Source organism: Azospirillum agricola, from assembly GCF_020005195.1.
GTDB lineage: Bacteria > Pseudomonadota > Alphaproteobacteria > Azospirillales > Azospirillaceae > Azospirillum > Azospirillum agricola.
This window is the reverse complement of record NZ_JAIFZR010000005.1, coordinates 438062-459485: the sequence shown is the minus strand read 5'-3', so window position 1 is coordinate 459485 and position 21424 is coordinate 438062. Positions and strand designations below refer to the sequence as shown.

Here is a 21424-nt window from a genome sequence, read left to right as displayed (position 1 = left end):
TTCCGTCTCCTTACCCCTTGGCGGTCAGCCGCTTCATCAGGCTCGACGTGTCCAGCCGGTTGCCGCCCATGGCCTGGACGTCGGCGTAGAACTGGTCGACCACGGCGGTCACCGGCAGCGTGGCGCCGTTGCGCCGCGCCTCGTCCAGCACGATGCCCAGATCCTTGCGCATCCAGTCCACCGCGAAGCCGAAGTCGAACTTGCCGTCGAGCATGGTGTGGCCGCGATTCTCCATCTGCCAGGACTGGGCGGCGCCCTTGGAGATCACGTCAACCACCTTGTGCCCGTCGAGCCCGGCGCGCTGCGCGAAGCTCAGCCCCTCGGCCAGCGCCTGGACCAGCCCGGCGATGCAGATCTGGTTGACCATCTTGGTGAGCTGTCCCGCCCCCGACGGCCCCATATGGACGACCGAGCGGCCGAAGGCGGCCATCAGCGGCTGGGCGCGGGCGAAGGCCTCGGCGTCGCCGCCGACCATCACGGTCAGGATGCCCTTCTCCGCCCCGGCCTGCCCACCCGACACCGGCGCGTCGAGGAAGGAAACCTGACGGGCGGCGGCCAGCGCGTCCATCTCGCGCGACACGGCGGCGGAGACGGTGGAGTGGTCGGCGATGACGGCGCCGGGGGCCAGCGCGCCCAGCGCCTTGGCGGTCACCTCGCGAACGTCGTCGTCGCCGCCGACGCACAGGAACACGGTGTCGGCCCCGGCGACCGCCTCCTCCACCGTGGGGGCGCTGCGGCCGCCATGGGCGGCGACCCAGGCCTCGGCCTTGGCGGCGGTGCGGTTGTAGACGGTGACGCCGTGGCCGGCCCCGGCGAGATGGCCGGCCATGGGAAAGCCCATGGTGCCCAGGCCGAGGAAGGCGACGTTGCGCGGTGCGGTGGCGGAATCGGACATGATGCTTCGGCTCGTCTCGGTGGTGAGGTGTTTGATTCTTTCGCCGACAGGGTAGGGCGGCGGCGCGCCCGGATCAAATCCGGACTGCGCCAAAGGTCGCAAGCGGTTGGCGCGTCGGGATGTTTGTCCCGGACGCGCGATGTGCTAAATCATGGGAACCGGTCGAAGACGCCGGTCGGAACCAGGGGAAGGAACCACCGTATGCCGAACAAGTCGGGATTTCAGGACGCGCCGCCGGATGACCGTTCGGAGCTGACTCCGGAACAGGAAAGCGCCATCCGCATCGTCGCCAACAACCTGCACCGCCTGAACGACGCCGTCGTCAAGGCGGTCGAGGCCGGCATCACGGTCGAGCTGATGCGCACCGCCCGTTACCACAACGAGGCCGGCAACTGGGGCGACCAGCTCACCCCGGTGATCCGTCCCGGCAAGTAACGCCGGGCGCGCTTTCGCCGAACAGCGGAAAGAAGGCCGCCGTCCCCATAGGACGGCGGCCTTTTTTCGTATTGCGGGATTTACGGAAGGCAGGCTGGCGGAATGGCGGGCGAGGCACAAGCTTGATGGGCACGACTCCGGTGTCCACCGCATCGCCCCACCGCATCGTCAGCGAGAGGCCCGCCATGTCCGACCCGCAGGATTCCGACAGGAACCAGCCATCCCCCCGCGACCTGAACGCCATGTGGAGCCTGCACCGGCTCCAGGCGCCGACCTTCGACGACCTGACCAAGGGGCTGTGCCTGGGCCTGCTGTGGTGCATGGCGCTGTGGACGCCGATGTTCCTCAGCGCTCTGTCGTGACCGGGGCCGCCCCGGCTCCTGGGGTTGCCGGGGTTGCCAGGATCGCGCGGATCCGCGCGGCGAGCTGGTCGGGCGTGAAGGGCTTGGCGAGCACGGCGGCGGTGTCGGCGCCCATGGTGGCGAGCGATTCCGGGCTGTAGCCCGAGGCCAGCAGCACGCGCAGATGCGGCCAGCGCTCGCGGATGCGCCGGGCCAGATCGATTCCCGACACCCCGTGCGGCATGACGACGTCGGACACCACGATGTCGAAGGCCTGATCGGTCTCCAGAATCTCCAGCGCGGCGACGCCATGGTCGGCGGTCTCCACGGTGAAGCCCTCCTGCGCCAGCCCCTCGACCGTCGCCAGCAGCACCAGGGCGTTGTCCTCGACCACCAGCACCCGCGGCGGCCGGTCGGGCCGGGCGGCGGTTTCCGCCGGAAGCGGCGGCGGGGCGGGCGGCGGCGGCGCCGACAGGGGCAGGTCGATGCGGACGCGGGTGCCCTCGCCGGGCCGGCTGTCGATGGCGGCGCTGCCGCCGGACTGCCGGGCGAAACCATACACCATCGACAGGCCGAGCCCGGTGCCCTTGCCCGTCTCCTTGGTGGTGAAGAAGGGTTCGAAGGCGCGGGCCTGCACCTCCGGGGTCATGCCCGCCCCGGTGTCGGCGATCTCCAGCCGGGCGGTGAGCGGCGCCGGGCCGGGGTGCAGCGACAGGCGGACGCGGCCGCCCTGGGGCATGGCGTCGCGCGCGTTCAGGACGAGGTTGAGGATCGCCAGCTCCAGCTGTACCGGATCGACGGCGATGGGCAGCGGGGTGGGCGTCAGGTCCCAGTCCAGCGCGATGTCGGCGCGGATCGAGCGCTCCAGCAGATCGCCCATCTGGCGCAGGCTGTCGGCGAAATCGACCACAGTCGGGTTGACCGCCTCCTGGCGGGAGAAGGACAGCAGCTGCCGGGTCAGCTTCTCCGCCCGCTCCAGCGCGGTGTTGGCGCCGTTCAGGAAGCGCCGCGCCTCGTCGGGCAGGTGGCGGGCCAGCAGATGCAGGTTGGCGAGCGCGGCGGTCAGCAGGTTGTTGAAGTCGTGGGCGACGCCGCCGGTCAGCTGGCCCAGCGCCTCCATCTTCTGCGACTGGCGGAGCGTCTCCTCCAGGCGCTGGCGGTTGCGCACCTCCTCGGCCCAGCGCCGCACGGCCTGCGACTCGGAGCGGGCGCGGGAGTAGGCGAGCCAGGCGATCAGCGCCAGCGCCAGCGTCGCCGGAGCGGCGAAGGCGGCGTCGAGCGCCATGTTGCGCCACCAGATGGCGCCCACCATCGCGGAATCGATCGCGTAGACGACGTAGACCGGGAAGTCGCCGACCTTCTTGTAGGCGTAGAAGCGCTCGATCCCCTTGGAATAGCTGATGCCGGCGAAGCTCCCCTCGTCGGGCTGGCTCAGAATGGCCTTCAGCAGGCCGCGGTTCGGCGGCAGAATCACCGTCCGGTTGTCGTCGTAGGCCGGGTAGCGCAGCAGCACCTGGCCGTCGGCGCGGACCAGGCTGACCGTCTCGCCCCGGTCGGCCAGGACCCGCTGGTAGAAGTGGGTGAAGTAATCCGGATCGAGGGTGGCGTGGACCAGCCCGTCGAAGGCGCCATCGGTCGCGCCCAGGGCGCCGCGCCGCCGGCTGAGCCCGAAGCTGCGGCGGCCGGTGGCCTGGCTGATCATCGATTCGCCGACCAGCAGACCGGCGTCCCGTTCCTTCTGGGTGCGGAAATAGGCCCGGCCGCCGATGTAGGCGTTGCGGGTGGGAAAGCGGTTGCTGGCGGCGCGGATCACCCCGTCGGGGTCGGTCACGGCGATGACGCCGACCTGCTCCAGATCCTCGTCCAGGATCTTCAGATAGCGGTGCAGCGGCTCGGACCCGGTGATCTCGTTCCAGGCCATGCCGTCGATGCGCTCGTTCACCCGGTCGAGCACCTGCTCGATGGTGTCGAACACCTTCAGCACATGCTCGTGCAGGATCAACGCGGTCTTGCGGCTGTTGCGCTCGGCCTCCGCCCAGGTTTCACGCTCCTCGCGCCAGCCGATGCCGGCGAACAGCACCAGGGGCAGCGACACCGACACCGCGAGCAGCAGGCGGAGAAGGCGCAGCGACCCGGTGCGGCCGGCCAGGCTGTCGAGCATGGGGAAAGGCATCACCGTCCATCGATCGGGGGGGCGGGGCGGAGCGAAGGGAATCGACGCCTCGGGCCGTCGATTCCCGCGCCACCTTGAACGACGCCTGTGGAGGGAGGCAATTCCAACTTTCCGGGGATTGCCGCCATGGCAAAGGTACAGGTGTCAGCCATCGCACCCGCAGGTGCGCGGCAGCCGGCCCTCGGCCCAGCGGCGGCGGCGGATGTCGGCGCTGTCGTCGTCAGGCGGGCGGGGCAGGCCGCAGGCCCCGGCCAGCAGGTCGCGCAGATGGTCGAGATGGGCGGCGGTCAGGATGGCGACGCCGGCGTAGAAGGGTTCGCGGCAACGCGTCGCCACCCGGCTGCACAGGGCTGGGATCCAGCGCAGCGGGTGCTGGTCGAGGAAGCGGGTGGCGTCGGACGCCTGCCCGCGCTCCAGCAGCGCCGCCAGCAGCGTCAGCTCGGACACGAGGTGGTCGGGCGGAAATCCCGCATCGGCGACCAGCCCGGCCTGCTGCTGCCAGCGGCGCAGCGCGGCCGCGAGGCCGGGGTCGGGCTGGCCCGCCTCGGCGGCCCAATCGCTTTCGAGCGGGCTGGCCCGGTAGGCGAGGGTGCGGTGGATCGCCGTGAAATCGGCGAGCAGCGGGGCGACGGAGTCGGGGTCGATCGGATCGGGCAGGTCGCTGACCACCTCGTCGATCAGCGCCATGGCCTGGAGCGCGTCGTCGCGGTCGAACGCGATGCCGAAGCCGCCATGCAGCGGCGCCGCGCGCAGCCCGGTCAGGAACTCCGCGGTCGGAGCCATGGCGTGGAAGGCGGCGAGCCGGCGCAACGCCGCGGCGGCCGGTGCGAAGGGCGCGGCGGGCGGCGGGGGGGCATGTTCCAAAAGCGATCCGTTCACGCTCTTCCTCCCGGCGGCCGGTCCGGAATGGAGCCGGTGTCGGGCCGCAATCAGAACGTCGCACGCGTGTTTTCGCGTGTTCTTCGCATCGCCTGTCCGGGTGGCGCCGGGGGGCGGCGTCCGTGGGCGATCTTCTGTTGTGTTTCTACTACCAGGACGATGAAGATTTGGTCAACTTTGCCGGAGACTGGACCCTTCGGAAAACGGCCCACGGTTGCAGCGGAACCCCACCCCGAATCCAGGGCCGGGCCATGAGCCGGGCCATGGGCAGGATCATCCGGCCGCGATCTTCAGCGCCAGCGGCACCAGCAGGATGGCGAAGGCCCGCTTCAGCAGCGGCGCCGGCAGCCGCGCGGCGAGGCGCGCGCCGAGCGGGGCGGTCAGGGCGCTGGCGGCGCCGATCTCCAGCAGGGCCGACAGGTGCAGATAGCCGAACTGCCCAGGCAGATGCAGGCCCTCGCGCAGGCCGAGTCCGGTGTAGAGGACGGCGCCGAACAGCGTCACCGGCAGGCCGATGGCGGTCGATGTGGCGACCGCGCGGGCCATCGCGTGGCCGCGCCCGCTGAGGAAGGGGACCATCAGCACGCCGCCGCCGGCCCCGATGAAGCTGCCCGCCACGCCGATCAGCGCGCCGCCCAGCCGGTAACGGTTCGGCGAGCCGTCCACCGCCCTGCTGCCTTTCGCCGCACCCCCGGCGATCATCCGCCAGGCCGTGTAGAGCAGGAAGCCGCCGACCGCCAGCCGCAGGGCCGCCGCCGGCAGATGGGTGGCGACCGCGCTGCCCAGCGCGACGCCGGCCAGGCTGGCGAGGATGGTGGTGCGGAAGACCGCCCAGTCGACGTTGCCGAGCCGGTGGTGCGACAGCACCGACGACACCGAGGTGACGGCGACCACCGCCATCGAGGTGGCCAGCGCGGTCAGCGGCGCGGAATCGGCCGGCACCCCCAGCCAGGGCAGCACCAGCGTCAGCAGCGGCACCGCGATCAGCGCCGTGCCCACCCCGAGCGCGCCCAGCATCAGGCCGCCCAGCGCGCCGCCAGCCAGGAAGATCAACGCACCGGTCATCACAGCCGCCCTCACCGCGTCGGGAGCGGCAGCTTAGCGGAAAATACCGGGAGCGCCACCCATGGCGGAATCGCTCCGGCTACAGCCCCAGCCGCGCCCACAGCGCCCGGTCCTCCACCGCCGCGACGGCGGCGGCCGGCAGCGCCTCGGCCATCGCCCGCCCATCGAAGCCGGCGCGGAAGCCCAGCTTGCGCATCCAGCCGCGCTCCTCCTGCACCACGCGCAGCCGGACCTTCTCGCCGAAACGGCCGCGCAGCACGGCGCGCAGGTCGCCCAGCCCGTCGATCAGCCCGAGGTCCCTCGCCTGCCGCCCAGCCCAGAAGGAGCCGGAGAACAGGACCTCCTCCGGCCCGGTCAGGCGGGCGCCGCGCCGGTTTCGCACCATCGCCTTGAAGGCGTCGTGGATGTCGGCCTGGATCGTCTTCAGATGGGCGACCCCATCCTCCTGCTCCGGCGAGAAGGGGTCGAGCAGCGCCTTCTTGTCGCCGGCGGTGTAGAGCCGCCGCTCGATGCCGTACCGCCCGAGCAGCTCGTGCAGGCCGAAGCCGGCGGAGACGACGCCGATCGAACCGACGACCGAGCTTTCGTCCGCCCAGATCTCGTCGGCGGCGCAGGCCAGCCAATAGCCGCCGGAGGCCGCCGCGTCCTCGCAGAAGGCCAGCACCGGAAGCGTCTTCTCCTCGGCGAGGTCGCGGATGCGCTTGGCGATCAGCGCCGACTGCACCGGTGACCCGCCCGGCGAGTTGACGATCAGCGCCACCGCCGCCTGCCCCTTGGGCGCGAAGGCGCGTTCCAGGATCGGGGCGATTCCGGCCAGCGTCAGGCCGGGGCGGAAGGCGCCGCCCTGGCCGATGACGCCGGACAGGCGGACGACGGACACCAGCGGCCCGGCGTTGCGCCAGGGGCCGAAGGGGAGTTTCGCGAGAAGCGGTTTCAGGCTCATGCCGCGACAGATGGGGTTGCGCCGTCGCTCTGTCAAAGCTCCAGCGCGGCGGCGTCGCGCAGAATCCGCTCGGCGGCGGCGGTGTAGCGCCCGTCGGCCTCGTGGATGACGACCCCCGCGGTCAGCCGGGCCGGAGACCGCAGGCCCTTGCGGGCGGCGACCAGCACCCGCCTGGCCTCCTGTCCGGCCTTCGGCCACAGCGGCACGACGGCCAGCGCGCCGAAGCGCGGGCGCAGCGCCTCCAGGATGTCGTCGAGCCGGTCGGCGCGGTGGACCAGCGTGACGGTGCCGCGCGGCTTGAGCATGGCGTCGGCGAAGCGCAGCCAGTCGGGCAGCCGCGCCGCGCCCTCGACGTTGGCGGCGGCCTTCCAGGCGTCGGGCGGTCGGCTGGCGGCGTCGGCGCGCAGATAGGGCGGATTCATCATCACACGGTCGAAGGAGCCGGGGCGCAGCGCCTCCGGCGGGGCCAGAAGGTCGCCCTCGACGATGGCGACGCGGCTCTCCAGCCCGTTCAGCGCGGCGTTGCGGCGGGCGAAGCCGGCGGCGTCGGCGCGCTGTTCCAGCCCGACCACCGCCGCTTCCGGCACGCGCGCCGCCAGACACAGGGCGGCGGCCCCGGTGCCGGTGCCGACATCCAGCACCCGCTCGCCGGGCCGCGCGGCGGTGACGGCGGCCAGAAACACCGGATCGATGGCGGCGCGGTAGCCGTCCTCGGGCTGGAGCAGCCGGACGCGCCCGCCCAGCAGGAAGTCGGCGGGGCCGCCGATCCCCATGCCTTCCGTCTCCGCGCCGCCCGTCTCCGCGCCATCCGTCTCCAGGCCGCCGCTCACGCCTCGCCCGCCTCGCGCAGGACGCGCAGCGCCTGGGCCAGATTTTCCTCGGCGACCATCAGGCGGCGGGGGATGGCGCCGATCGAGCCCTCCAGCACGCTGGTGTGGGTGTCGAGCACCACCGCCGCGATTCCGGCGTCGGCGAGCAGCGCCGTCAGCCAGGACAGCCGCACGGGATCGGTTGTGCGCAGGATTTCTCTCATCGACGTGACAAAAAGCGGGGGCTTGCGGGCTTGACCGAAGAGGCTAGGCCGTTATGCTCCCTACCGCAATTCCTGGCGTCAATCACCTGTGGAGTCGACCTTGGCGGTCGTGACCAACTTCGAGCCGAAACGGCGCAAGTCTACCCCGCTCGACGACCTGACCGCTCTGGTGGCCGAGGACCTCAGCGCCGTCAACGACATCATCCTCCAGCGCATGCAGTCGCAGGTCGAGCTGATTCCGCAGCTCGCCGGCTACCTGATCGCGGCGGGCGGCAAGCGGCTGCGGCCCGTGCTGACGCTGGCGGCGGCCAACCTGTGCGGCTACGGCGGCGAGCACCACCGCCTGCTGGCGGCGGTGGTGGAGTTCATCCACAGCGCCACCCTGCTGCACGACGACGTGGTCGACGAGAGCGACCTGCGGCGCGGGCTGGCCTCGGCCAACGCGGTGTTCGGCAACAAGGCCAGCGTGCTGGTCGGCGACTTCCTCTTCTCCCGCGCCTTCGAGATGATGGTGGAGGTGAAGTCGCTCGACGTGCTGCGCATCCTGTCGGGCGCCTCGGCCATCATCGCCGAGGGCGAGGTGCTGCAACTGCGCACCACCAACGACACCGAGACCAGCGAGCAGGCCTATCTGGAGGTCATCAAGGGCAAGACGGCCGAGCTGTTCGCCGCCGCCTGCCGCGTCGGCGCCGTCGTCGCCGAGCGTCCGCAGGCGGAGGAGCTGGCGCTCTACGACTACGGCATGAATCTGGGCATCGCCTTCCAGCTCGTCGACGACGTGCTGGATTACTCGGCGCTCCAGGCCAAGCTGGGCAAGACGGTCGGCGACGATTTCCGCGAGGGCAAGATCACCCTGCCGGTCGTGCTCGCCTTCCGGCGCGGCAACGACGAGGAGCGGGCCTTCTGGCGCCGCACCATGGAGGAGCTGGACCAGAAGGACGGCGACCTGGAGCGCGCGCAGGAGCTGATGGCCCGCCACAACGCGCTGAAGGACACGGTGGAGCGCGCGCGCCACTACGGCTCGATCGCCCGCGACAGCCTCGGTCTGTTCGCCGACAGCCCGATCAAGCGCGCCCTTCTGGAAGTCATTGATTTCGTGATCGACCGGGATTTCTGAGGCACGCATATTTTTTCGCCGCGTGACGCTTTTTTGCGTTGCGCCCCTCGGCGGGACCGCCTATAAACCCGGCCACCGGCGGACGACACCAAGCCCGCCGGTGACCTGAACGGAGTGTAGCTCAGCCTGGTAGAGCACTGCTTTCGGGAGGCAGGGGCCGGAGGTTCGAATCCTCTCACTCCGACCAGCAAGGACAAGGGCTTCTGGAGAAATCCAGAAGCCCTTCGTCGTTTCCGGGTCGCGATTCCGGACGCGGGCCGGAGGCCCGTGCCGGGCGGCTGTTCCGTCAGGCCGCGGCGCGCGCCCGCATCGCCCGCAGATAGTCCCGCACGCGCCCATCCCGCCACGCGGTGTCCATCGCCCGTCCTTCCGCCCGCGCCAGCCGGCAGGCGGCGACCGCCTCGGCGCGGCCGTCGGCTTGCGGACGCAGATCGTCGGGCAGGGTGGCCAGCAGGGCATCCGCCACCTCGGCCGGCGGTGCCGGCCCGTCGCGCAGCCACGCCTCGGCCTCCTGGAAGCCGTCGCGGCCCATCAGCGCGATCATGTAGTCGCAGGCCGACTGGAAGGCGGGCAGCAGCCGGCCGGGACTGGCCGACACCATCGGCAGCAGCGGCGCCAGCGACGGCGCCAGATGGTTGGCGTAGACCGTGGCGCCCCAATAGAGCGCGGCGGTCTCGCGGAAATGGGCGAGGTCGCGCACCGGGACCAGGCCGGACTCGGCGATCGGCAGGATCTCGACCTTGGGCTTGGTCGCGACGACCGTGTCGTTGGAGACGTCGACGTAGAGTCCGCCGAACTGGAGCGCGTTCTGGAAATAGCGCCCGCGCAGCACGCCCCAGACGGTGCGGACCACCCCGCCGGCCGCGACGAAATCGCGGATCGCGCGGTCCATGGCGTTGGCCGGCCGCGCCGCCCGTCCGGCCAGCCGCACGAACAGGTCGTTGTTGATCTCCTCGCAGCGGCCGTAGGGGTAGGGTTGGCCGGCCGCCTTCGGCAGGCGGGGGGCCAGCGCCGCGTCGGTCTCCGCCCGCAGCGCCAGGAAGTAACGCATCAGCCGGTCGGTGCGGAAGCTCAGGAAGCGGTCGGTCAGCGCCGCCTGATGCGCCGTCACCGGGGCGATTTCCTGAGGCAGCAGCGGAGGCGTCATCGGTCACCGGCGTCGGGAAGGGGCGGGGGCGCCTCATCATAGGGCGGGCGGTGGCCGGGGGAAACCGCCCCGCGGCCCTGGCTGGCCGGGCCGTTGGGCAGGGCGTGGAAGTCGTTGGCCGTCACCGCCCCGCCGGTCGCCTCGGCGATGCGGGCCATCACGCGGGGGCGCGGCACGCGCTGGCCGTGGCGGTAGCGGTTGACCGCCGCCTGGCTGGTGCCGATCAGGGCGGCGAAGGCCTCTTCCTTGGTGACGGTGCGGGTGAGCCAGTCGTCGAGCGTCATGCCGCAACGGTTTAACCCATGCCGGTTTTTGCACGCAAGCGGATTGGCATGGTGGATTGGACTTTTTCAAACCGATCCGGTATGAAGGAGCCATGTCCACGATGCGCGAATTGCGGCAGGCCGCCGGGCTGAGCCAGGAAAAGCTGGCCGAGCTGGCGGGAACCTCGCAGCCGCAGATCAACAAGCTGGAGACCGGCCAGCGCAAGATGACCGTCGACTGGGCGGTCAAGCTCGCCCAGCCGCTGGGCGTCGAGCCGACCGTGCTGCTCGGGCTCGACCCGGCGCCGCCGGCCCCCGCCCCGGCGCGCCCGCGCGGCGGTCCGCCGCCGCTGCTCCGGCCGGTCCCGTCCCCATCCCTGTCCAGTCCGGCGGCCGTCGCCGAGCCGATGCCGGTGCGCGCGGCGGCGCGCGGCGGGGTGGATCAGGAGATGTTCCTGGAGGATGGCCCGATCGACTGGGTCGCCAAGCCGGACTATCTGAAGAACGCGCGTGATCCCTACGCGATGTATGTGGTGGGCGAGTCGATGATGCCGCGCTTCCGGCCGGCCCAGCTTCTGCACGTCAACCCACACAAGCCGCCGGCGGCCGGATCCGGGGTGGTGGTGGTCAAGCGCAGCAAGGCGGTGCTGGTGAAGGAGTTCGTGCGCCGGGTGCCCGACGGCATCGTTCTGCGCGAGTACCAGCCGGACGACCGCGAATTCACCGTCGCCGACACCGAGCTGGACACCATCCACACGGTCGTCGGGCTCCAGGAGCCGTGATCGGACACCGTTTCGGTATAGGGTTGTTCTGGATTTAAAAATCCATTTTGGATTAATCCTTGGGCGTCGCACACAACGAGAGCCAAGGAGATACCGACATGGCCCAACCCCACCCGCGCTTCTTTCCCGGCCCCATGCGCGGCCGTCTGGACAGCTTCACCGAACGGGGCGCGCGGGAGATCGCGCGGCGCATCCGCTCCGCCTGGGAGAAGGCCGGCTGGGATGTGGAGGTCCGCGTCGAGCGCATCTCCAGCGAGGAGATCGGCGACGGCCGCAGCGTGGCCCATTTCACCGTGCGCAGCGATCTGGTCAACGGCATGGCCCAGCGCCGTCTGGGGGCGTAAAAAAGGCCGGACGCCCGGGGTGAGGCGTCCGGCCATGCTGCGGGGAATCGGGGGCGTGATTCCCCGCCGGGGCAACCGCTCTGCCCTTAGCCCTTACGCGGCCACCGACTCCAGCGCCGGATAATCCGTGTAGCCCTTGGCGTCGCCGCCGTAGTAGCTGCCGCGGTCCGGCTCGTTCAGGGCGGCGTCACGCTGGAAGCGGACCGGCAGGTCCGGGTTGGAGATGAACGCCTCGCCGAAGCTGATGGCGTCCGCGGCACCCGCCGCCAGCGCCGCGTCGGCGTCGGCGCGGCTGTAGCCGCCGTTCAGGATGAAGGGGCCCTTGTAGGCCGCGCGCAGGGCCGCCGCGACGTGCGGGGCGCCGTCGGGCGGGGCCATGTGGTGGCCGGGCCGGCCTTCGATGACGTGCAGGTAGGCGAGGCCGAACGGGTTGAGCGCCTTGGCGACGCTGAGGAAATGCGCCGCCGGGTCGCTGTCGCCCATGTCGTTGAAGACGCCGGTCGGCGACAGGCGCACGCCGATGCGGTCGGCGCCGATGGCGTGCGCCGTGGCCTCCAGGATTTCCAGCAGGAAGCGGGCGCGGTTCTCGACGCTGCCACCGTAGCGGTCGGTCCGCCGGTTGGTGCGGTCGCGCAGGAACTGGTCGATCAGATAGCCGTTGGCGGCGTGGATCTCGACGCCGTCCAGCCCGGCGTCGAACACCGCGCGCTTGGCGGCGTCGGCGAAGTGGCGGACCAGCACCGGGATCTCGTCGGTTTCCAAGGCGCGCGGCACCGGGAAGGGCTGCATGCCCTGGCCGGTGTACAGCTCGCCCTTCGCGGCCACCGCCGAGGGCGCCAGCGGGGCGGCGCCGTTCGGCTGGAACAGCGGGTGCGAGATGCGCCCGACATGCCAGAGCTGGGTCACGATGCGGCCGCCGGCGGCGTGCACCGCCTCCGACACCGCGCGCCATGCCAGGGTCTGCGCGTCGGTGTGGATGCCGGGGGTGTTGGGGTAGCCCTGGGCGGTGTCGCAGACCTGGGTGGCCTCGGTGATGATCAGGCCGGCCGAGGCGCGCTGCGCGTAATACTCGGCGGTCAGCGCGGTCGGGCAGTTGCCGGCGCCGGCGCGGCTGCGGGTCATCGGGGCCATGATGACCCGGTTCGGCAGCTCGATGGCGCCCAGGCGCAGGGGCGTGAACAGGTCGGGGGTGTCGGTCGCGGACTGGGACATGGCGGCGTGCTCGCTCTTGTATGTATGTGGGTACATACATGCCTGACTCGCTCGCCCTTGTCAAGTATGCGCCTGCGTACTTATTATCAAGACAGCGGGGACGCTTCCGGTTCCCCGGCCAGCCCTCCGGGCCGGTTTCTTGAAGGACGGCCCCGGAGGGGCTGGAGGGTGGGTGTTTTGGACGGGACTGATTCGACGACCGATCCCTGTTGCGGCGAGAGCGGCTCGCGCAAGCGCGACCGCGAGGCGACGAAGGGCGCGCTGCTCGACGCCGCCAAGATGGTGTTCGCCGAGCGCGGCTTCGACGCGGCGACGACCCGCGAGATCGCCGGGCGGGCGGGCGTCAACGAACAGCTCATCCAGCGCTATTTCTCCGGCAAGAGCGGCCTGCTGCTGGCGGTGGTCGAGCATTACTGGCGGGAAGAGGCGGGCGGTTGCGACCTGCCGCCGCCGGCCGACGACATCGAGACCGACCTCGCCCATTTCCTGCACGCGCAGTTGAAGCACAGCTGGCAGTGCCGCGACTTCACGCGGGTGGTGCTGGCGCGCGCGCTGGTCGATCCGGCCATCGCCGACGAGATGGCGCGCACCCTGTCGCAAAGCCGCATCCCCTGCTTGCTGAAGCGGCTCGAAACGCTGCGCGACCGTGGCGCCATCGCCGCCGACGCCGACCTTGCCAACGTGGCGGCCGGCATCGCGACGCTCAGCTTCGGATTGGGTTTTCTCGATCAGGTCGTGTTCGGCCGCGACGGCGAGCGGGTCTGCGCCATCGTCCGCACGCTGGCCCACACCATCGCGCACGGGCTGACGCCCCGCAATTGAGGTGGGGCGGGCGCGCTATTCGGCGGCGGCGCGGGCGGCGGCCCGGTGGGTGCTGAGGGCGTCGGCCGAGAAGACCAGCAGCGCCAGCCAGATGCAGCCGAAGGCCAGCGCGTGGGTGGTGGTGAAGGGCTCGCCATAGACCAGCACGCCCAGCAGAAGCTGACAGGTCGGGCTGAGATATTGCAGCACCCCGACGGTGGACAGCTTCAGCTTCGCGGCGCCGATCATGAACAGCACCAGCGGCACGGCGGTCACCGGCCCGGCCAGAACCAGCAGCAGGCTGCCGCCGGCCGTGTGGCCGAAGGACCCGCCGCCGCCCAGCCACAGCAGATAGGCCAGCGCCGCCGGCAGCAGCAGCAGGGTCTCCACCAGCAGCCCGATCACCGGGTCGATCGCCGCCTTCTTGCGGACCAGCGCGTAGAAGCCGAAGGACAGCGCCAGGGCCAGCGCGACCCAGGGCACCGCGCCATGGGCGGCCACCAGGATGGCGACGGCCAGCCCGGCGATGGCGACGGCGGCGAGCTGGCGCCGGTTCAGCCGCTCGCCCAGGAAGACCACGCCAAGCAGCACGTTGACCAGCGGGTTGATGTAGTAGCCGAGGCTGGCCTCGACCAGACGGTTCTCACCGATCGCCCAGATGAAGGTGGTCCAGTTGGTGGTGACCAGCAGCGTGCTGACCAGGAAGATGCCAAGCCGTCGCCAGCTTCCCACAGCGGCGGCGATGGCTCTTGGTCCCTTGAGGGCGAGCACGCCGAAGCCGACCAGCACGACGGTCCAGACGACGCGGTGGGCGACGATCTCCACCGGGCCGGTGTCGCCCAGCAGCTTGAAATAGATCGGGTTGGCCAGCCCCCAGATCAGGAAGGAGACGAGCACCGCCGTGAAGGCGGACGCCGTCGAGGTTTCGGTCGCCGGGGCGGTGGGGGAGTTGGCCATGCCGTCCGTGTAGCACACAATTTGGGCAGGCCGGCAGCGCGGTGCCGGGCATGGCCGGGCTGCGTGGCGGGTATATCGCTCGCGGGACGCGAGTCGGCGGAGGTCTGTGCGCGTCGCTCGCGCCGGCGCCCGCCCAGCAAAAAGCCCCGCCGAAGCGGGGCTTTCCGTTTCTCTAGAGCGGAATGCGACGATCAGGCGGCGACGCCGGTCGTGATGCCCTTCTCGCTCAGCAGGCTTTGCAGCTCGCCGCTCTCGTACATCTCGCGGACGATGTCGCAGCCGCCGACCAGCTCGCCCTTGACGTAGAGCTGCGGGAAGGTCGGCCAGTTCGAGTATTCCTTCAGGCCCTGGCGCAGGCCCGGATCCTCCAGGATGTTGATGCCCTTGAACTTGACGCCCACATGGCTCAGCACCTGGACGACGGCGGCGGAGAAGCCGCACTGCGGGAACACCGGGGTGCCCTTCATGTAGAGCACGACATCGCTGCTGCCGAGATCCTGCTTGATGCGCTCGACGACGTTCTGATCGACCATGACTTCAAACCCTCTCTGAATGATGCCGACGACGATGCAACAGGTCGTGGGCGCTTGTCGTGTGATGTCTCACGCGTTGTCCGGCACGGCGGTGGTCAGGGCGAGCGCGTGCAACTCGCCGCCCATCTTCCCCTGCAACGCCGCGTAGACCATCTGGTGCTGCTGCACCCGGCTCTTGCCCTTGAAGGCCGCCGAGGTGACGAGGGCGGCGTAGTGGTCGCCGTCGCCGCGCAGGTCGGCGATCTCGACCGCCGCGTCGGGGATGCCTTCCTTGATGAGCTGTTCGATCGTGGCGGCTTCCATCGCCATGCTGTGTCCTCGCTCTGTTCGGGATGCGCCCCGCCCGGGCCGTTCTGGGCAAAGAGAGTAGGGTGGGGGCACGCGTTTGTCACCTGCCCGCGTCGGTTTTCCACGGCTCGGCAGGCTTGCGTTACGCAAAAGGCCGCCATGCCCGGTTCGACGCGGGCATGGCGGCCTGAACGTGGGGGCAAATCCCCGGTCGGCTTACAGCTCGGCCGACATGTAGTCGGGCAGCCAGCTCTCGTTGACGGTCTTCAGGCGCTTCAGCGAAACGATGTCGCCGCCGCGGTCCGACAGCGAGGCGCCGCGCGTCTCGCCCAGCACCGCCACCGGCACGCCGGCCGCCTTCGCCTTCTCCTGCACCGTGGCCGCGACGTCCGGACGGACCGCCAGCACGTAGCGGCCCTGGTCCTCGCCGAACAGGGCGCGCGGGTGGGCGCCGTCCAGGCCGGTCAGGTGGGCGCCGATGCCGCCGGCCAGCGCCATCTCGGCGATGGTGACGAGCAGGCCGCCGTCGGCCACGTCGTGGCTCGACACCACCAGACCCTCGCGGATCAGGCCGCGCACGAAGTCGCCGTTGCGGCGCTCGACGGCCAGATCGACCGGCGGGGGCGGGCCTTCTTCGCGGCCGAGGATCTCGCGCAGGAACAGCGACTGGCCGATGTGGCCGCCCTGGGCGTTCGTCGCCTCGCCGATGCCGAGGATGACGTCGCCCTCGTTCTGGAAGGCGATGCCGACCGCGATCATCGCGTCGGGCAGAGTGCCGACGCCGCCGATGGCCGGGGTGGGGAGGATCGCCTCGCCGTTGGTCTCGTTGTAGAGCGAGACGTTGCCCGACACGACCGGGAAGTCGAGCGCCTTGCAGGCCGCGCCGATGCCTTGGACGGCGCCGACGAACTGGCCCATGATCCGCGGCTTCTCGGGGTTGCCGAAGTTCATGTTGTCGGTGATGGCGAGCGGCAGCGCGCCCACCGCCGACAGGTTGCGCCACGCCTCGGCCACCGCCTGCTTGCCGCCCTCGACCGGGTCGGCGAGGCAGTAGCGCGGCGTGCAGTCGGTGGTGATCGCCACCGCCTTGGTCTGGCCCGGCACGCGGACGACCGCCGCGTCGGCCTGGCCCGACATGAAGCGGGTGTCGCCGCCGACGAGGCTGTCATACTGCTCCCAGATCCAGCGCTTGGAGGCGAGGTCGGGGCAGGCGAAGAGCTTGGCCAGCGTGTCGCCGAGCGGGGCGTCGTAGCCGTCGAACACGCTGTCCGGCACCTCCGCGGCGGCCGGGGTCGGTTCCCACGGGCGGTCGTATTCGGGGGCGGCGTTGGACACCGGGGCGATCGGCATGTCGCACCAGGTCTCGCCATACATCTTGATGACGAGGTTGCCGGTGTCGGTCAGATGGCCGATGACGGCGAAGTCCAGCTCCCACTTGTCGAAGATGGCCTTCGCCACCTCCTCGCGGCCGGGCTTCAGGATGATCAGCATGCGCTCCTGGCTTTCGGAGAGCATGATCTCGTAGGGCGTCATCGCCTCTTCGCGCATCGGCAGGCTGTCGAGCGCCAGCTCGATGCCCAGACCGCCCTTGCCGGCCATCTCGACCGAGGAGGAGGTCAGGCCGGCGGCGCCCATGTCCTGGATGGCGACGATGGCGTCGGTCTCCATCAGCTCCAGGCAGGCCTCGATCAGCAGCTTCTCGGTGAAGGGGTCGCCGACCTGCACGGTCGGGCGCTTCTCCTCCGAATCCTCGGTGAATTCGGCCGACGCCATGGTGGCGCCGTGGATGCCGTCGCGGCCGGTCTTGGAACCGACATAGACGACCGGGTTGCCGATGCCGGCGGCGGCCGAATAGAAGATCCGGTCGGCCTTGGCGACGCCCACGGTCATCGCGTTGACCAGGATGTTGCCGTTGTAGGCCGGGTGGAAGTTGGTCTCGCCGCCGACGGTGGGGACGCCGACGCAGTTGCCGTAGCCGCCGATGCCCGACACGACGCCGGACACCAGATGGCGGGTCTTCGGGTGGTCGGGCGAGCCGAAGCGCAGCGCGTTCATGTTGGCGATGGGCCGGGCGCCCATGGTGAACACGTCGCGCAGGATGCCGCCGACGCCGGTCGCCGCACCCTGGTAGGGCTCGATGTAGGATGGGTGGTTGTGGCTCTCCATCTTGAAGATGACGGTGTCGCCGTCACCGATGTCGACCACGCCGGCGTTCTCGCCGGGGCCGCAGATGACCTGCGGGCCGGTGGTCGGCAGCGTCTTCAGCCACAGCTTGGAGGATTTGTACGAGCAGTGCTCCGACCACATGACCGAGATGATGCCCATCTCGGTGAAGGTCGGGACGCGGCCCAGGATCTCCAGCGCGTTGTTGTATTCCGCCTCGGACAGGCCGAATTCGCGGGCCAGCTCCAGGGTGACGGGGCGCTCTTGGGCGCGGGTTGCCACAGCCAAAGGATGGGTTGCGCTCACGACAGGGCCTCCACCAGACCATCGAACATCGGCTTGCCGTCGGTGTTGCCGTGCAGGCCCTCCACCGCGTCTTCCGGGTGCGGCATCAGGCCCAGCACGGTGCGCTTGGCGTTGAAGATGCCGGCGATGTCGGACACCGAGTGGTTCGGGTTGCCGCGCGGGTCGGCGCGGGCGTCATCGGCGACGTAGCGGAAGGCCACCTGCCCCTCGCCGTCGAGCCGCCTGACCGTCTCGGCGTCGGCCCAGTAGTTGCCGTCGCCGTGGGCGACCGGGTAGCGCACGATCTGCCCCTTGGCGTATTTCGCCGTGAATGGGCTGTCGGTGTTCTCCACCCGCAGATGCTGGACGCGGCAGACGAACTTCAGCCCGCCGTTGCGCATCAAAGCACCCGGCAGCAGCCCGGCCTCGGTGATGATCTGGAAGCCGTTGCAGACGCCGAGCACCCGCACGCCCTGATCGGCCCGCGCCTTCACCTCGCGCATGATCGGCGAGTGCGCCGCCATGGCGCCGGAGCGCAGGTAATCGCCATAGGAGAAGCCGCCGGGCACGACGATCAGGTCGACCTTGGGCAGTTCGGTGTCGCGGTGCCAGACCAGATGCGGCTTGGTTCCGCTGGCGGCCTCCAGCGCGGCGACGGCGTCGCGTTCGCGGTTGGAGCCGGGGAAAACGACGATGGCGGCCTTCATGGGGCGGTCAAAATCCGGCGTCGTGGGGGGAGTTGTTCGGGCCGGACACTAAGGCCGCCGCCCCGGCAAAGCAAGGGCGGCGGGCCCCGCAAGGGCCGCGAATCGGCCATGTCATTGGGTCGGCGCGTCCTCTTCCGGGTAGGCGGTGATGTGGTGCAACGACAGGTCGGCGCCGCGGTACTCCTGCTCCTGGTCCATGCGGATGCCGACGACCGCCTTCAGCAGCCCGTAGACCGCGAGGCCGGCGGCGAAGCCGAAGCCGGCGCCGCCCAGCGTGCCGATCACCTGCGAGGCGAGCGACACGCCGCCGAGCCCGCCCAGCGCCTCCTGCCCGAAGACGCCGGCCAGCAGCCCGCCGGTCAGGCCGCAAAGCCCGTGCAGCGGCCAGACGCCCAGCACGTCGTCGATCTTCCAGTCGATCTGGCACTTGTTGAAGGCCCAGACGAACAGCAGCCCGGCGACGCCGCCGGTGACCAGCGCGCCCAGCGGGTGCATGACGTCCGACCCGGCGCAGACCGCGACCAGCCCGGCCAGCGCCCCGTTGTGGACGAAGCCCGGATCGGTGCGGCTGATGACCAGCGAGGTGACGATGCCGCCGACCATCGCCATCAGCGAGTTGAGCGCGACCAGACCCGACACGCCGTCGAGCGCCTGGGCGCTCATCACGTTGAAGCCGAACCAGCCGACGCACAGCACCCAGGCGCCGAGCGCCAGGAAGGGGATGTTCGAAGGCGGGATGGCGATCAGCGAGCCGTTGGCCCGGTAGCGGCCGCGCCGGTTGCCGAGATGCAGCACGGCGCCGAGCGCCACCCAGCCGCCGAAGGCATGAACCACAACCGACCCGGCGAAATCGTGGAAGGGCTGGCCGAAGCTCTGCGCCATCCAGGCTTGCAGGCCGAAGCGGCTGCCCCAGACGGTGCCTTCCAGCAGCGGGTAGAACAGCGCGATCAGCGCGACGGTGGCGCCCATCTGCGGCCAGAAGCGGGCGCGCTCGGCGATGCCGCCCGAGACGATGGCCGGTACGGCGGCGGCGAAGGTCGCCAGGAAGAAGAACTTCACCAGATCGTAGCCGTAGGCGGCGAAGCCGGCGCCGCCCTTGCCGACCAGCGTCTTCGCGTCGGCGAAGAAATCCACGCCATAGGCGACGGTGTAGCCGACCAGGAAATAGGCGAGCGTCGACATGGCGAAGTCGGAGAGGATCTTCACCAGCGCGTTGACCTGATTCTTGCGGCGGACCGTGCCGACCTCCAGCAGGGCGAAGCCGCAATGCATCGCCAGCACCATCACCGCGCCGATCAGGACGAACAGAACGTCGCCCCCGGTTCTTGCTGTGTCCATATGCGCAAACTTTCAGCATTTTGCCTAAATTTCAGGCAATCTGCTAACAGATTGGGCGAATGCGTGCAAGCGCGGAATTGCCTCCGGGCTGGGCAGGCTGCGGAAAGGCAGCGCAAAGCGCGGGCAAACCCGTGTGGGGCTGTCCGTTCCTTGCGCAAGAAGAATGCCAAGTGGTGAAAGCGTGGGCGGGGGAAGGGGGCGTAGACACCAAGAAGCCCCTCTCCCCTTGCGGGAGAGGGGCTTTTCGTTCCGGGAGGAGTGGGAAGGCCGCTCAGTCGCCGTTCAGCCGGCCGGCCCAATCCTCGACCGCGCTCCGCTCCAGCCGGCGTTCGGCGAGCGTCTTCCAGCTCCGCGCCAGGGCCGGCAGGGCGGCCATCTCGGCCAGCGCCGCGCGGTCCATCGTGTCGACGTACAGCACCCGCAGCAGCCGGGCGAGCGGCCAGCCGGGGCAAGGGCGCTCGACCAGGGTCAACCGGTCGCCGGGGCCGATGGTGCCGTCCTCGATGACGCGATAGTACCAGCCGGTGCGCGCCGTGGTCTGCACGCGCCTGGCCATGTCCGGCACGCCGAAGCGGTGGTTGAGCTTCCAGCAGGGCTGGCGGGCCTGCGCCACCTCCAGCAGGGCGGTGCCGGCGCGCAGCCGGTCGCCCAGGCAGATATCGGCTTCGGTGACGCCCCGCGTCGAGAGGTTCTCGCCGAAGGCGCCAGGCGTGCCGAGCAGCGGCAGATCCGCGCCGAGATCGTCCCGCCACGCGGCGTGGTGGTCGAGCGGGTAATGGTGGATCGCCTTGTCCGGCCCGCCATGGACCCGGCGGTCGGCCTGCTCGTCGTCGAGGAAGCCGTTGACGCCGACGGCGCGCGGGCCGTCCACCGGCGTCTTGCCGATGGCGCTGGTGCGGCCGGGTGGCCCGAAGGGCACGGCCTTGCCGAGCAGGACGGTCGAAATGGTCAGGTCGATCATCGTGGCTTCCGCGCTTGTTCCCGCGCCTGCTCCTGCAAGGCGACGTAATGGTGCCAGACCAGCCGGGCGGCGATGGTCCGGTGGGGGCGCCAGGGCTCGGCGACCGCCAGCAGTTGCTTGGCCGTCGGCTTGTCGGGCCAGCCCTTCAGCCGCTGCACGCCGAGCTGGATCGCCAGATCGCCGATCGGCCAGATGTCCGGCCGGTCCTGCGCCGCCATCAGATAGACCTCGGCGGTCCAGCGGCCGATCCCCTTCAGGGCGACCAGCGTGGCGATCGCCTCCTCGTCCGGCAAGGCGTGGACGGCGTCGAAATCAAGGCGCCCGTCCGTCACCGCCTCGGCCAGCCCGCGTGCGTAGCCGATCTTCTGGCGCGAGAAGCCGCAGGCCCGCAGCGTGTCGTCGTCCAGCGCCAGGACGGCGTCCGGGGTGACGGCGCCGCCAAGCCTCGTCTCCAGCTTCGCCCACAGGACGGCCGCAACCCTGGTGGAGAGCTGCTGCTCCATCACCATGCGCAGCAGGCCGGGAAAGCCGCCGGGGCGCGAGAAGTCGCGCACGGTCGGCCCGCCGACGCGCAGGCATTCGGCGAAGATCGGATCGAGGGTGGCGAGATGGTCGACGGACATGGAAAGAAGACCCTCACGAAGCGAAAAAGGCACGGAGAGGACCGCAAGGACCGGTGCCGCCGGGCATGGCGCCCATCGGCCGTCCTCACGACCCCCTTCGTGCCTTCGCGTCGTCGTGGTGACAGATCACCAAGGCGGG

The 21424-nt window shown here is 70.5% G+C and carries 24 protein-coding genes and 1 tRNA gene; 7 read left to right on the top strand and 18 right to left on the bottom strand.

Going from position 1 to position 21424, the window contains the following annotated elements:
• Window positions 1-10 precede the first annotated feature (10 nt).
• The gene (locus JN22_RS17080) at window positions 11-895 is read right to left on the bottom strand and encodes an NAD(P)-dependent oxidoreductase (RefSeq protein ID WP_085555103.1); all 885 of its coding nucleotides are present in this window, start codon (window positions 893-895) and stop codon (window positions 11-13) included.
• Window positions 896-1096: 201 nt separating this feature from the next.
• On the opposite strand from JN22_RS17080, the gene JN22_RS17075 reads away from it, so the two are divergent.
• Together JN22_RS17075 and JN22_RS17070 are read left to right on the top strand one after the other, a co-directional pair.
• Entirely contained in the window at window positions 1097-1330 is a 234-nt protein-coding gene (locus JN22_RS17075; protein WP_085555102.1) for an SMc00767 family acetate metabolism repressor, read from the top strand.
• Window positions 1331-1455: 125 nt separating this feature from the next.
• A complete protein-coding gene (locus JN22_RS17070) occupies window positions 1456-1692 on the top strand; it encodes a hypothetical protein (protein ID WP_085555101.1) in 237 nt (78 codons plus the stop codon).
• On the opposite strand, the gene JN22_RS17065 is transcribed toward JN22_RS17070, so the two are convergent.
• From JN22_RS17065 to JN22_RS17040, 6 genes are all read right to left on the bottom strand, one after another.
• Window positions 1676-3844 (bottom strand): hybrid sensor histidine kinase/response regulator, encoded by a 2169-nt coding sequence (locus tag JN22_RS17065; RefSeq protein ID WP_085555100.1) that lies wholly within the window; start codon window positions 3842-3844, stop codon window positions 1676-1678. The two genes, JN22_RS17070 and JN22_RS17065, sit on opposite strands and share 17 nt — an antisense overlap.
• A 144-nt stretch (window positions 3845-3988) precedes the next feature.
• A complete protein-coding gene (locus tag JN22_RS17060) occupies window positions 3989-4723 on the bottom strand; it encodes a TorD/DmsD family molecular chaperone (RefSeq protein ID WP_143268344.1) in 735 nt (244 codons plus the stop codon).
• 273 nt (window positions 4724-4996) lie between these two features.
• Window positions 4997-5788, bottom strand: coding sequence for a sulfite exporter TauE/SafE family protein (locus JN22_RS17055; RefSeq protein WP_085555098.1), 792 nt, complete (start codon window positions 5786-5788; stop codon window positions 4997-4999).
• A gap of 79 nt (window positions 5789-5867) precedes the next feature.
• Window positions 5868-6731: a S49 family peptidase gene (locus JN22_RS17050; protein WP_085555097.1), complete on the bottom strand. Its 864-nt coding sequence runs from the start codon at window positions 6729-6731 to the stop codon at window positions 5868-5870.
• Window positions 6732-6763: 32 nt separating this feature from the next.
• Entirely contained in the window at window positions 6764-7504 is a 741-nt protein-coding gene (locus JN22_RS17045; RefSeq protein ID WP_085557210.1) for a tRNA1(Val) (adenine(37)-N6)-methyltransferase, read from the bottom strand.
• 53 nt (window positions 7505-7557) lie between these two features.
• Window positions 7558-7764 carry a putative signal transducing protein gene (locus JN22_RS17040; protein ID WP_085555096.1) on the bottom strand — a complete coding sequence of 69 codons (207 nt, stop codon included), beginning with the start codon at window positions 7762-7764 and terminating at the stop codon, window positions 7558-7560.
• A gap of 100 nt (window positions 7765-7864) precedes the next feature.
• On the opposite strand from JN22_RS17040, the gene JN22_RS17035 reads away from it, so the two are divergent.
• Both JN22_RS17035 and JN22_RS17030 read left to right on the top strand, forming a co-directional pair.
• Window positions 7865-8881: a polyprenyl synthetase family protein gene (locus tag JN22_RS17035; protein WP_085557209.1), complete on the top strand. Its 1017-nt coding sequence runs from the start codon at window positions 7865-7867 to the stop codon at window positions 8879-8881.
• Window positions 8882-8991: 110 nt separating this feature from the next.
• Window positions 8992-9068, top strand: a tRNA-Pro gene (locus tag JN22_RS17030).
• A 99-nt stretch (window positions 9069-9167) separates the two neighbouring features.
• Here JN22_RS17030 and JN22_RS17025 read toward each other — a convergent pair.
• Both JN22_RS17025 and JN22_RS17020 read right to left on the bottom strand, forming a co-directional pair.
• On the bottom strand, window positions 9168-9992 hold the full coding sequence (locus tag JN22_RS17025; protein ID WP_223677767.1) for a hypothetical protein: 825 nt from the start codon (window positions 9990-9992) through the stop codon (window positions 9168-9170).
• Between the two features lie 32 nt (window positions 9993-10024).
• Window positions 10025-10312 carry a helix-turn-helix domain-containing protein gene (locus tag JN22_RS17020; RefSeq protein WP_223677766.1) on the bottom strand — a complete coding sequence of 96 codons (288 nt, stop codon included), beginning with the start codon at window positions 10310-10312 and terminating at the stop codon, window positions 10025-10027.
• Between the two features lie 92 nt (window positions 10313-10404).
• On the opposite strand from JN22_RS17020, the gene JN22_RS17015 reads away from it, so the two are divergent.
• Together JN22_RS17015 and JN22_RS17010 are read left to right on the top strand one after the other, a co-directional pair.
• Entirely contained in the window at window positions 10405-11073 is a 669-nt protein-coding gene (locus JN22_RS17015) for an XRE family transcriptional regulator (protein WP_085555094.1), read from the top strand.
• Between the two features lie 98 nt (window positions 11074-11171).
• On the top strand, window positions 11172-11417 hold the full coding sequence (locus JN22_RS17010) for a hypothetical protein (protein WP_085555093.1): 246 nt from the start codon (window positions 11172-11174) through the stop codon (window positions 11415-11417).
• A gap of 93 nt (window positions 11418-11510) precedes the next feature.
• Here JN22_RS17010 and JN22_RS17005 read toward each other — a convergent pair whose 3' ends face one another.
• On the bottom strand, window positions 11511-12629 hold the full coding sequence (locus JN22_RS17005) for an alkene reductase (RefSeq protein ID WP_085555092.1): 1119 nt from the start codon (window positions 12627-12629) through the stop codon (window positions 11511-11513).
• Window positions 12630-12806: 177 nt separating this feature from the next.
• Between JN22_RS17005 and JN22_RS17000 the strand changes: the two genes are divergently transcribed.
• Complete coding sequence (locus JN22_RS17000) at window positions 12807-13451, top strand: TetR/AcrR family transcriptional regulator (RefSeq protein ID WP_223677765.1); 645 nt, start codon at window positions 12807-12809, stop codon at window positions 13449-13451.
• A 15-nt stretch (window positions 13452-13466) separates the two neighbouring features.
• Here the strand turns inward: JN22_RS17000 and rarD are convergent, their stop codons facing one another.
• The 8 genes from rarD to JN22_RS16960 all read right to left on the bottom strand — a co-directional run bounded on the left by rarD (window position 13467) and on the right by JN22_RS16960 (window position 21285).
• Window positions 13467-14387 (bottom strand): EamA family transporter RarD, encoded by a 921-nt coding sequence (rarD, locus tag JN22_RS16995; RefSeq protein WP_085555090.1) that lies wholly within the window; start codon window positions 14385-14387, stop codon window positions 13467-13469.
• Between the two features lie 191 nt (window positions 14388-14578).
• Entirely contained in the window at window positions 14579-14920 is a 342-nt protein-coding gene (gene grxD / locus JN22_RS16990; protein WP_085555089.1) for a Grx4 family monothiol glutaredoxin, read from the bottom strand.
• A gap of 69 nt (window positions 14921-14989) precedes the next feature.
• Window positions 14990-15229 (bottom strand): BolA family protein, encoded by a 240-nt coding sequence (locus JN22_RS16985; protein ID WP_085555088.1) that lies wholly within the window; start codon window positions 15227-15229, stop codon window positions 14990-14992.
• 195 nt (window positions 15230-15424) lie between these two features.
• Complete coding sequence (purL, locus tag JN22_RS16980) at window positions 15425-17659, bottom strand: phosphoribosylformylglycinamidine synthase subunit PurL (RefSeq protein WP_085555087.1); 2235 nt, start codon at window positions 17657-17659, stop codon at window positions 15425-15427.
• A 14-nt stretch (window positions 17660-17673) separates the two neighbouring features.
• Complete coding sequence (purQ, locus tag JN22_RS16975) at window positions 17674-18363, bottom strand: phosphoribosylformylglycinamidine synthase subunit PurQ (protein ID WP_085555086.1); 690 nt, start codon at window positions 18361-18363, stop codon at window positions 17674-17676.
• A 111-nt stretch (window positions 18364-18474) separates the two neighbouring features.
• Complete coding sequence (locus tag JN22_RS16970; protein ID WP_085555085.1) at window positions 18475-19701, bottom strand: ammonium transporter; 1227 nt, start codon at window positions 19699-19701, stop codon at window positions 18475-18477.
• A 271-nt stretch (window positions 19702-19972) separates the two neighbouring features.
• Window positions 19973-20662 carry an MOSC domain-containing protein gene (locus JN22_RS16965; RefSeq protein WP_085555084.1) on the bottom strand — a complete coding sequence of 230 codons (690 nt, stop codon included), beginning with the start codon at window positions 20660-20662 and terminating at the stop codon, window positions 19973-19975.
• A complete protein-coding gene (locus JN22_RS16960; RefSeq protein ID WP_085555083.1) occupies window positions 20659-21285 on the bottom strand; it encodes a DNA-3-methyladenine glycosylase family protein in 627 nt (208 codons plus the stop codon). The genes JN22_RS16965 and JN22_RS16960 overlap by 4 nt, the downstream gene beginning before the upstream one ends.
• Window positions 21286-21424: the final 139 nt, after the last annotated feature.

Coding starts and splice junctions, on each gene's coding strand:
- JN22_RS17080 (WP_085555103.1), bottom strand. CDS start 895: ATGTCCGATTCCGCCACCGCACCGCGCAACGTCGCCTTCCTCGGCCTG.
- JN22_RS17075 (WP_085555102.1), top strand. CDS start 1,097: ATGCCGAACAAGTCGGGATTTCAGGACGCGCCGCCGGATGACCGTTCG.
- JN22_RS17070 (WP_085555101.1), top strand. CDS start 1,456: ATGGGCACGACTCCGGTGTCCACCGCATCGCCCCACCGCATCGTCAGC.
- JN22_RS17065 (WP_085555100.1), bottom strand. CDS start 3,844: ATGCCTTTCCCCATGCTCGACAGCCTGGCCGGCCGCACCGGGTCGCTG.
- JN22_RS17055 (WP_085555098.1), bottom strand. CDS start 5,788: ATGACCGGTGCGTTGATCTTCCTGGCTGGCGGCGCGCTGGGCGGCCTG.
- JN22_RS17050 (WP_085555097.1), bottom strand. CDS start 6,731: ATGAGCCTGAAACCGCTTCTCGCGAAACTCCCCTTCGGCCCCTGGCGC.
- JN22_RS17045 (WP_085557210.1), bottom strand. CDS start 7,504: ATGGGGATCGGCGGCCCCGCCGACTTCCTGCTGGGCGGGCGCGTCCGG.
- JN22_RS17040 (WP_085555096.1), bottom strand. CDS start 7,764: ATGAGAGAAATCCTGCGCACAACCGATCCCGTGCGGCTGTCCTGGCTG.
- JN22_RS17020 (WP_223677766.1), bottom strand. CDS start 10,312: ATGACGCTCGACGACTGGCTCACCCGCACCGTCACCAAGGAAGAGGCC.
- JN22_RS17015 (WP_085555094.1), top strand. CDS start 10,405: ATGTCCACGATGCGCGAATTGCGGCAGGCCGCCGGGCTGAGCCAGGAA.
- JN22_RS17010 (WP_085555093.1), top strand. CDS start 11,172: ATGGCCCAACCCCACCCGCGCTTCTTTCCCGGCCCCATGCGCGGCCGT.
- JN22_RS17005 (WP_085555092.1), bottom strand. CDS start 12,629: ATGTCCCAGTCCGCGACCGACACCCCCGACCTGTTCACGCCCCTGCGC.
- rarD (WP_085555090.1), bottom strand. CDS start 14,387: ATGGCCAACTCCCCCACCGCCCCGGCGACCGAAACCTCGACGGCGTCC.
- grxD (WP_085555089.1), bottom strand. CDS start 14,920: ATGGTCGATCAGAACGTCGTCGAGCGCATCAAGCAGGATCTCGGCAGC.
- JN22_RS16985 (WP_085555088.1), bottom strand. CDS start 15,229: ATGGCGATGGAAGCCGCCACGATCGAACAGCTCATCAAGGAAGGCATC.
- purQ (WP_085555086.1), bottom strand. CDS start 18,363: ATGAAGGCCGCCATCGTCGTTTTCCCCGGCTCCAACCGCGAACGCGAC.
- JN22_RS16970 (WP_085555085.1), bottom strand. CDS start 19,701: ATGGACACAGCAAGAACCGGGGGCGACGTTCTGTTCGTCCTGATCGGC.
- JN22_RS16965 (WP_085555084.1), bottom strand. CDS start 20,662: ATGATCGACCTGACCATTTCGACCGTCCTGCTCGGCAAGGCCGTGCCC.
- JN22_RS16960 (WP_085555083.1), bottom strand. CDS start 21,285: ATGTCCGTCGACCATCTCGCCACCCTCGATCCGATCTTCGCCGAATGC.